This is a genomic window from Pectobacterium hainanensis (genome assembly GCF_046237015.1).
Taxonomy (GTDB): domain Bacteria; phylum Pseudomonadota; class Gammaproteobacteria; order Enterobacterales; family Enterobacteriaceae; genus JBJYIN01.
This window is the reverse complement of sequence record NZ_JBJYIN010000029.1, coordinates 18,439-28,299: the sequence shown is the minus strand read 5'-3', so window position 1 is coordinate 28,299 and position 9,861 is coordinate 18,439. Positions and strand designations below refer to the sequence as shown.

8 protein-coding genes are annotated in these 9,861 nt (G+C 49.2%); 4 read left to right on the top strand and 4 right to left on the bottom strand.

Going from position 1 to position 9,861, the window contains the following annotated elements; genetic code table 11:
- Positions 1 to 72: 72 nt before the first annotated feature.
- Together pta and ackA are read right to left on the bottom strand one after the other, a co-directional pair.
- Positions 73 to 2,211: a phosphate acetyltransferase gene (gene pta, locus ACKPVM_RS20085; RefSeq protein ID WP_409311518.1), complete on the bottom strand. Its 2,139-nt coding sequence runs from the start codon at positions 2,209 to 2,211 to the stop codon at positions 73 to 75.
- 75 nt (positions 2,212 to 2,286) lie between these two features.
- Positions 2,287 to 3,489: an acetate kinase gene (ackA, locus tag ACKPVM_RS20080; protein WP_409311517.1), complete on the bottom strand. Its 1,203-nt coding sequence runs from the start codon at positions 3,487 to 3,489 to the stop codon at positions 2,287 to 2,289.
- Positions 3,490 to 3,915: 426 nt separating this feature from the next.
- Here ackA and yfbV point away from each other — a divergent pair, with 426 nt between their 5' ends.
- The 4 genes from yfbV to ACKPVM_RS20060 all read left to right on the top strand — a co-directional run bounded on the left by yfbV (position 3,916) and on the right by ACKPVM_RS20060 (position 7,731).
- Positions 3,916 to 4,371 carry a terminus macrodomain insulation protein YfbV gene (gene yfbV / locus ACKPVM_RS20075; RefSeq protein ID WP_409311516.1) on the top strand — a complete coding sequence of 152 codons (456 nt, stop codon included), beginning with the start codon at positions 3,916 to 3,918 and terminating at the stop codon, positions 4,369 to 4,371.
- 163 nt (positions 4,372 to 4,534) lie between these two features.
- Complete coding sequence (locus ACKPVM_RS20070; RefSeq protein WP_409311515.1) at positions 4,535 to 5,029, top strand: YfbU family protein; 495 nt, start codon at positions 4,535 to 4,537, stop codon at positions 5,027 to 5,029.
- A gap of 22 nt (positions 5,030 to 5,051) precedes the next feature.
- Positions 5,052 to 5,708 (top strand): sugar phosphatase, encoded by a 657-nt coding sequence (locus ACKPVM_RS20065; RefSeq protein ID WP_409311514.1) that lies wholly within the window; start codon positions 5,052 to 5,054, stop codon positions 5,706 to 5,708.
- 190 nt (positions 5,709 to 5,898) lie between these two features.
- Entirely contained in the window at positions 5,899 to 7,731 is a 1,833-nt protein-coding gene (locus ACKPVM_RS20060) for an SLC13 family permease (protein ID WP_409311513.1), read from the top strand.
- A gap of 22 nt (positions 7,732 to 7,753) precedes the next feature.
- On the opposite strand, the gene yfbR is transcribed toward ACKPVM_RS20060, so the two are convergent.
- Positions 7,754 to 8,353, bottom strand: a complete 600-nt coding sequence (gene yfbR / locus ACKPVM_RS20055) for a 5'-deoxynucleotidase (RefSeq protein ID WP_409311512.1) — start codon at positions 8,351 to 8,353, stop codon at positions 7,754 to 7,756.
- A 114-nt stretch (positions 8,354 to 8,467) separates the two neighbouring features.
- A complete protein-coding gene (locus tag ACKPVM_RS20050) occupies positions 8,468 to 9,682 on the bottom strand; it encodes a pyridoxal phosphate-dependent aminotransferase (RefSeq protein ID WP_409311511.1) in 1,215 nt (404 codons plus the stop codon).
- Between the last annotated feature and the right edge of the window lie 179 nt (positions 9,683 to 9,861).

Sequence of the window (9,861 nt, the reverse complement as noted above, 5' to 3'; positions counted from 1 at the left end):
TCGGGATTCCCTCACTTGCCGCCTTCATGCAACTCGAATTATTTTGGGTATATCAAATACGCTCTGAAACGATTAGAGCTGTGTTGCCTGAATAGCCGTCAGGGCAACAGTGTAAACGATGTCGTCTACCAGTGCGCCACGGGACAGGTCGTTAACCGGTTTACGCATGCCTTGCAGCATTGGCCCGATGGAGATCAGGTCGGCAGAACGTTGTACCGCTTTGTACGTGGTGTTACCGGTGTTCAGGTCAGGGAAGATGAACACGGTCGCTTTACCTGCAACGGGTGAGTTCGGTGCTTTGGACTGTGCAACGTCAGCCATGATAGCGGCGTCATACTGTAACGGACCATCGATAACCAGATCAGGACGTTTTTCCTGTGCCAGACGAGTTGCTTCGCGCACTTTCTCGACATCGCTACCCGCACCGGAGTTACCGGTGGAGTAAGAGATCATCGCAACGCGTGGGTCGATGCCGAATGCGGTAGCGGAATCAGCAGACTGGATAGCGATTTCAGCCAGTTGTTCAGCGGTCGGATCCGGGTTGATAGCGCAGTCGCCATAAACCAGAACCTGCTCAGGCAGCAGCATGAAGAACACGGAAGAGACCAGTGAGCTGCCCGGTGCAGTTTTGATCAACTGCAACGGAGGACGGATGGTGTTAGCCGTGGTATGAACCGCACCAGAAACCAGGCCATCAACTTCACCCTGTTCCAGCATCAGCGTACCGAGAACAACATTGTCTTCGAGTTGTTCACGGGCAACCACTTCGGTCATGCCCTTGTTCTTACGCAGTTCGACCAGACGTGCAACATAGCGCTCACGTACGGCAATGGGATCGACAATTTCGATGCCTTTGCCCAGTTCTACGCCTTGAGCAGCTGCGACACGTTGAATATCTTCCGGGTTACCGATCAGCACGCACTGTGCAATACCGCGGTCGGCACAGATAGCGGCGGCTTTAACGGTACGTGGTTCATCACCTTCTGGTAGAACGATACGTTTACCGGCTTTGCGTGCCAGTTCGGTAAGCTGATAACGGAACGCGGGTGGAGACAGACGGCGGGAACGCTCAGATGCAGCACTCAGAGAATCGATCCACTGAGTGTCGATGTGGCTTGCGACGTATTCCTGTACTTTCTCGACGCGCTGACGATCGTCAGCCGGTACTTCAAGGTTGAAGCTTTGCAGGCTGAGTGAGGTCTGCCAGGTGTTGGTGTTAACCATAAATACAGGCAGGCCAGTCTGGAAGGCGCGTTCACACAGCTTGGCGATGCTTGGATCCATTTCATAGCCGCCAGTCAGCAGCAGGGCACCGATTTCCACGCCATTCATAGCGGCCAGACAGGCTGCAACCAGCACGTCAGGACGATCGGCTGAAGTCACCAGCAGTGAGCCTGGACGGAAGTGTTCCAGCATGTGAGGAATGCTACGGGCGCAGAATGTGACTGATTTAACGCGACGAGTCTGAATATCACCTTCGTTGATGACGCGAGCATTCAGGTGTTTCGCCATATCAATGGCACGCGTAGCAATCAGGTCAAAGCTCCAGGGAATGCAGCCGAGCACGGGGAGCGGACTGTTGGCAAACAGTTGTTTCGGGTCAACATTGGCAACGCTAGCCTTGCTGGAATCATCAAAGATTTCAGACAGGTCAGGGCGTGTGCGACCCTGTTCATCGACCGGGGCATTCAGTTTGTTGATAATGACGCCCGTGATGTTTTTATTTTTGCTGCCACCGAAGCTGGAACGGGCCAGTTCGATGCGTTCTTTTAACTGCGCAGGAGAATCGTTGCCTAACGCCAGTACAAAAACGATTTCTGCGTTCAGGGTTTTTGCGATTTCATAGTTCAGCGCGTTGGCAAATTGATGTTTGCGTGTTGGCACCAAGCCTTCAACCAATACCACTTCCGCATCTTTAGTGTTTTCATGGTAGCGAGCAATGATGTCTTCCATCAGAACATCTTGCTGATTGGAGCTTAACAACGCTTCAACCCGGCTCATTTGCAGCGGTTCTGCCGCATTGATAGATGAGTTAGCACGAATAATAGTCGTGGTCTGGTCTGGCGTATTATCACCAGTGCGCGGTTGAGCGATCGGTTTGAACACGCTCAGGCGGACGCCTTTTTGTTCCATGGAACGGATGACACCCAGGCTGACGCTAGTCAGACCGACGCTGGTGCCAGTTGGGATCAACATGATTGTACGGGACACGGCTAAACCTCTTAACGGTTGCTCGTTAGTCAAAAACAACTCCGTCAGCCTGAGCTGACGGAGTTGGCGTTCATTTTACGCTGTCAGACGGAGGGCGTCTTGAGCGATAACCAATTCTTCATTGGTCGGTATGACCAATGCGGGACGGGAACCTTCTTTCGCAATGTTGCCGCCTTTGCCGAAACGAGCCGCTAAATTGCGTTCGTGATCGACTTCAAAACCTAGCAGACCAAGTTTATTCAGCGTTAATTCACGCACCATCGCTGCGTTTTCACCGATACCACCAGTGAAGATAACGGCATCCAGTCGGCCTTCCATCAGGGCGCTGTATGAACCGATGTATTTGGCCAGACGGTGGCAGTACACGTCCATTGCACGTTTAGCATCAGCTTTAGTGGTGTAGTTATCTTCAACATAACGACAGTCGCTGGTGACTTCTGTCAGACCCAACAGGCCAGACTCTTTCGTCAACAGTTTATTGATCGCATCAATACTCATGCCCAGAGAGTCATGCAGATGGAACACGATAGCAGGATCGATATCACCACTACGCGTACCCATTACCAGACCTTCCAGCGGAGTCAGACCCATAGACGTATCAACGCATTTACCGTTACGTACCGCTGTGACAGAACCACCGTTGCCAAGATGACAGGTGATCACGTTCAGCTCATCAACAGGTTTATTCAGCGCTTCAGCAGCCTGTTGAGTCACGAAATAGTGGCTGGTGCCGTGTGCGCCATAGCGACGGACATGATGCTCGGTGTACAGTTTGTACGGAAGTGCGTAGAGATAAGATTCTTCCGGCATCGTCTGGTGGAACGCGGTATCGAAAACAGCTACGTTCTTTTCGGCCAGTTTCGGGAAGGATTTCAGCGCTTCATCGATACCGATCAAGTGAGCTGGGTTATGCAACGGTGCAAAAGGTATGGAATCTTTGATACCCTGCAAGACGTCAGCATCAATGACAGCAGACTGAGTGAATTTTTCGCCGCCATGAACGATACGATGGCCGATGGCAACCAATTGTGCAGACAGTTCTGGTTTTTGAGCCAAAATGTTGCTGACGATGAAATTCAGCGCTTCACTGTGAGCTGCGCCAGCACCCAGTTCAGCTTCTTGCTTGCCACCGTCCATTTTCCATTTAATACGGGCTTCTGGCAGGTGAAAACACTCGGCTAAACCGGACAGGTATTCTTCCCCGTTAACAGCATCGATGATGGCGAACTTCAGGGATGAACTACCACAGTTAAGAACCAGTACTAACTTACTCGACATGGAAGTACCTACTTGTTATACATGGTTAAATAAATGTCATACAAAGGTAGCCTATCGCATACCACTGCTGGCATTTATGATTAACATCATGCCTTGGTGCGATACACCAGACATGACGATGAAAAAGTGCCGATAACGCTGACCTGTGGTACTGAATGAACAGTATACTGGACATGGCATCGGTGTATGAAACCCCAGTTTATAAAAGCGATGAATAACCGCGTTGTGACTGTTGGCAGCGCTTGTGATGCAGGGAATCGAACTCCCAGTGTGTAGTCATACTACTTTAGTATATATAGCGGCCAAAAGGCCGTCTTAGGATACCGATAGCGTAAGGCAAACACAAAATATATTTTAACCTTATCAAATTAAGTTGTTGATTTGTGCAAAGTTTTTATTTTTTATCTTTAAAGTTGAGGTGTGACGATGGCAACGAAACCTAGTGATAGAATCAGTTGGCTAAAGTTACTCCAACGTGGCCAGCACTATATGAAAACGTGGCCTGCTGATAAGCGTCTGGCACCGGTCTTTCCTGAAAATCGCGTTGTGAGAGCGACACAGTTTGCTATTCGTTTTATGCCGCCGCTGGCCGTGTTCACGCTCACATGGCAGATTGCCCTTGGCGGGCAACTTGGGCCAGCGATTGCGACCGCCTTGTTTGCCTGTAGTTTACCTATGCATGGATTATGGTGGCTTGGGCGTCGCTCTGTGACTCCCTTACCTCCGACGCTATTGACCTGGTTTCACGATATCCGACATAAATTGCTTGAATCGGGTTTGGCCCTCGCACCGCTGGAAGACGCGCCAACGTACCAGTCGTTAGCCGATGTGCTAAAGCGGGCATTTAAACAGCTTGATAAAACGTTTTTAGACGATCTGTGATCTGAGTCAGACTGGGTATGTCAGGCAGGTGATTTTCTCCTTCCTGCTGTTTTAAATCAAAAAATGGATCGCTATTGCTATCACGAAACGATTCAGTATGCGATTCTGTCATTAATATTTAGGGTAAACGGCGGTATGCCGGGATGAGGTTCAGGAGATCACGATGGAAATGACAAATGCCCAGAGGTTAATCCTTTCAAATCAATACAAAATGATGACCATGCTTGATCCAGACAATGCTGAGCGGTATCGCCGATTGCAAACTATTATTGAGCGGGGCTATGGCTTACAGATGCGTGAGCTAGATCGAGAGTTTGGCGAATTGAGCGAAGATGTTTGCCGTACGATCATTAACATCATGGAAATGCATCATGCCTTGCAGGTGTCTTGGGCGAACCTGAAGGACAAACAGGAACTGGATGAACGTCGTCTGGTCTTTCTGGGGTTTGACGCCGCGACTGAGGCTCGTTATCTCGGTTTTGTCCGCTTCATGGTGCACGTAGAAGGCCGTTACCCGCATTTTGACTCCGGTACGCATGGTTTTAATGCTCAGACGAAAATGTGGGACAAGTATGGTCGCATGCTGTCTATCTGGCAGTCTTGTCCGCGCCAGTATCATTTAAGTGCGGTCGAAATAGCACAAATCATCAATGCCTGATTCGTTAAAAAGGGGCTTTCCTGTGGAGTGTAAAGGTTTTCTGTTTGACCTGGATGGTACGCTGGTTGACTCGTTGCCAGCAGTAGAACGAGCCTGGATCAACTGGGCTAACGCGCACGATATTGATCCACAGGAAGTTCTGGGTTTTATTCACGGTAAGCAAGCGATCACGTCGTTGCGTCATTTCCTGCAAGGGCAAAGTGAGGCGCTGATCCAGCAAGAGTTTTATGCGTTGGAAAAAATTGAAGCGTCAGATACGCAGGGCGTTATTGAAATGGCGGGGGCAAAGAAGCTACTGGCGCGATTGGATGAACTTGGCATTCCATGGGCGATTGTGACTTCGGGAACGGTCCCCATTGCGCATGCTCGCCATCAGGCTGCGGGATTACCCGCGCCGAACGCGTTTATTACGGCAGAGCAGGTTGCTCGGGGTAAGCCGAATCCTGATGCCTATTTATTGGGTGCTCAGCAATTGGGGCTAAAACCAGCTGACTGCGTTGTCGTTGAAGACGCGCCTGCTGGTGTTTTGTCTGGTCTGGCGGCGGGAAGTCAGGTGATTGCGGTAAACGCGCCGTCGGATACGCCGAAGTTAGATCAGGTAGATCTGGTTTTAGATTCGCTGGAACAGATCCAGATAACGAAAACCGGTGACACAGCTATTATCGTTCGTAGTCAATAAGTTTCTGTAATTTACAGATAAAATTGTGACTAAATATGATCAAACCTCGCTTCAGCGAGGTTTTTTTATGGCAGACTATCTCTGTCTGTTCCCTTTGGGCCTCAGAAAAGCAATTAAAGCACTCGCAGGTATTTCCGTGGCATTTTGAATATATTCCTATCACTGAACTTTTTCCGTTAGGGGAACCGTTTTGAATAGCGAACTTCTCTGGGTTTTATCCCTGTTGCTGATCGCCATTGTGTTATTTACCACCAATAAATTACGCATGGATGTCGTCGCGCTATTGGTCATTATCGCTTTTGTGTTAAGCGGAACGCTGACATTACCGCAGGCGCTGATAGGGTTCAGCGATCCTAATGTCGTTTTGATCGCTGCGCTATTTGTGATAGGTGAAGGGTTAGTTCGCACAGGGGTCGCCTATCAGGTGGGGGACTGGCTGGTACGTGCGGCGGGTAGCAGTGAAATCAAAATGCTGGTTCTTCTGATGGTGACTGTCACCATGTTGGGCGCGTTTATGAGTTCAACCGGAGTGGTCGCTATCTTTATTCCGGTCGTGTTGAGTGTTTCAGCCCGAATGAAAACATCACCTGGCAGGTTGATGATGCCCTTAAGTTTTGCCGGGTTGATCAGCGGAATGATGACGCTGGTGGCGACTCCGCCCAATATGGTTGTCAGTAGCGAACTGATGAGGGAAGGGGTTGCAGGGTTTAGTTTTTTTAGTGTGACGCCAATCGGGCTAGTGGTGTTGTTGATTGGTGTGGCCTATATGATGGTTGCGCGTTATTGGCTCGGTGGTGCGGAAACGGATACGTCAAAAGAGACCTGGAAGCGAAAAACGTTCCGCGATTTGATTCGTGATTACAAATTAACAGGGAGAGCACGTCGCTTAGCTATTCTTTCTGGTTCTCCTTTGATTGGTCATCGTCTGGATGATTTGCGGTTGCGTCAACGTTATGGGGCCAACATTGTCGGGATTGAGCGCTGGAGGAAATTTCGGCGCGTCATGGTTAGCGTCGCGGGGAATACAGAACTCCGTTTGAATGATGTTTTGCTTATTGATATGTCAGCATCGGAGGTTGACCTGCGTGAATTTTGTACCTCACAACGTCTGGAACCGATGGTGCTGCGTGGCGAGTATTTTTCGGAGCAGGCGCGTGATGTTGGTATGGCGGAAATGTCGTTAATCCCGGACTCTGAGTTGTTAGGCAAAACGCTCTATGAAGTGGGATTCCGTAGCCGTTACGGTTTAAGCGTGGTGGGGATTCGCCGCAATGGCGAGGCCATGGATGGGATTTTGGCGGATGAGCAACTTCAGCTTGGCGATATTTTGTTAGTTATCGGTGACTGGCGAATGATCCGGCAATTGCATACACAAAAAAATGATTTCCTGTTGCTGAATTTACCCGCAGAGGTGGACGATATTGCGCCTGCCGTTAGCCAGGCACCCCATGCATTATTTTGTTTGGCTTTGATGGTCGCCATGATGCTGACGGATGAAGTTCCGAATGCGGTTGCGGCGCTGATTGCTTGCTTACTGATGGGGAAATTTCGCTGTATTGATATGGAAGGTGCTTACCGCGCGATTCACTGGCCCAGCATCATCTTGATTGTAGGAATGATGCCATTTGCACTCGCCTTGCAGCAAACCGGCGGCGTTGCGTTGATTGTTAATCTGTTAATGGAAGTGGCTGGTGGCGCCGGGCCTCATGTCATGCTGGTTTGCTTGTTTATACTATGTGCTGTTATCGGGCTATTTATTTCGAACACAGCAACCGCGGTATTAATGGCACCTATCGCTATCGCGGCCGCAAAACAGATGGACGTTTCGCCTTATCCTTTTGCGATGATTATTGCCGTTGCCGCCTCCGCTGCGTTTATGACGCCAGTGTCATCGCCAGTGAATACGCTGGTGTTAGGGCCTGGCGGATATAAGTTCGGCGACTTTATCCGCATTGGCGTACCCTTCACGATTTTAGTTATGATTGTGAGTGTGATGATGGTGCCGTGGCTTTATCCATTCTGATTCCGCTTGTGGTATCAGAGAATTACAATGGAGAGTCCTGGCTAATTTCATCCAATGAGAGGTTAAAGCTTGGAATAAAAACGTCCATAAAATAGTCCATTTCCGGGCTGTGCCGCAATGTTAACGTTTTCTCTAATCGCGCTTTGGCCATGGTAAATTCTGAATTCCCTGCGGATAGTTCTTCCAGACATTTCAGGTAGGCACAAAGCGCGTCAGCCTGTTTAACAATTGACCGTTCATCTTCACTGGTGTACTGCTCATCAAGTAGCGAGCGGTAGTCCTGCTGCAATTCCTCAGGAAGCATCGCAATCAGTTTTTGCTGTGCGACCTTCTCAATTTTTTTGTACTCATGGGCAATTTGTGCGTTGTAATATTTGATGGGCGTGGGCATATCGCCTGTCAATACTTCGCTGGCATCATGGTACATCGCCAGTAAGGCGATGCGTTCCGCGTTCAAGTTACCGTTAAATTTTCGATTTTTGATCACAGCCAGTGCATGGGCGACAAAAGCAACCTGCAAACTATGCTCAGAAACATTTTCTGTGCGAACATTTCGCATCAGAGGCCAGCGGCTAATGAGTTTCAGACGGGATAAATGGGCAAAGAAGTGACTCTGATTCATAATATCTCTCAGACAACAGCACAATGTCGTTATTGTGAGCATTGGGACGGGATTATGCAATCGGACAAAATTTTGCCGGATAGCATGCATGCCATCCGGCGAAATATGACTCTGTTACTGGTGGTAGTTTTCCAGAAAACGCCCCAGTTTGTGAACGGCCATATCCAGTTCATCAACACGCGGCAGTGTCACGATACGAACATGATCCGGGTAGGGCCAGTTAAAAGCGGTTCCCTGTACCAACAATACTTTTTCCTGCAATAGCAAATCGAGAACCAGCTTCTGATCGTCATGGATATTGAAACGTTTGGCATCAATATGCGGGAACATATAGAGTGCGCCGCTGGGTTTAACACAAGAGACGCCAGGTATCTGATTAATGAGTTCCCACGCTCGGTTGCGTTGCTCATACAAACGCCCGCCGGGTTGGATAAATTCGCTGATGCTCTGATATCCACCTAATGCAGTCTGAATGGCGTGCTGCATGGGCACATTAGCGCACAGGCGCATCGACGCGAGCATTTCCAACCCTTCAATATAACCTTTGGCATGCTTTTTCGGGCCGTTGAGTACCATCCAACCCTGGCGGAACCCCGCAACGCGATAGGTTTTTGATAAACCATTAAAAGTGACGGTCAGTAAATCAGGAGCCAAAGCGGCAATAGAATGGTGTTGAGCCTCATCGTAGAGGATTTTGTCATAAATCTCATCCGCGAAAATGATCAGGTTATGTTCGCGGGCAATCTCAACAATTTCCAGCAGCAGTTCTTTGCTGTACACCGCGCCTGTCGGGTTATTGGGATTGATAATGACGATACCGCGAGTACGTGGTGTGATTTTCTTGCGGATATCCTCCAGATCGGGGAACCATCCAGCTTCTTCATCACAGAGATAATGTACTGCGTTCCCATTGGAAAGTGAGACGGCGGCTGTCCATAACGGATAATCCGGTGCAGGGACCAGCATTTCATCACCACTGTTCAGCAAAGCCTGCATGGACTGTACGATCAGCTCAGAGACGCCGTTGCCGATATAGACATCTTCAACGGTCATATCACGCATGTTGCGTGCCTGATAATGTTGAACAATGGCTTTGCGTGCAGAATACAAGCCTTTTGAATCACAGTATCCTTGTGCCGTTGGCAAATTGCGAATAACGTCAACAAGGATTTCGTCCGGCGCTTCAAAACCGAAGGGCGCGGGATTACCGATGTTCAGTTTGAGGACTTTATTCCCTTCTTCTTCAAGTCGTTTCGCTTCCTTCAGCACTGGACCACGGATGTCGTAACAAACGTTCTCCAGCTTTTTGGATTTTTCAATCGGAGACATAACTATCACAAACCTTTTGCGGGAAGAGCGTATTCCTGTGTGGAATAGCATAACCTGCTTAATGTACTCCTCCTGCTATACCTTTTGAAGAATGTTTCCCGCTTTATCTGTAAATATCAGGGCCGTCACGCCGTGGTATTGCGTACTAGTCTATTAGTGCGGTAGGGTAGATAAGCATG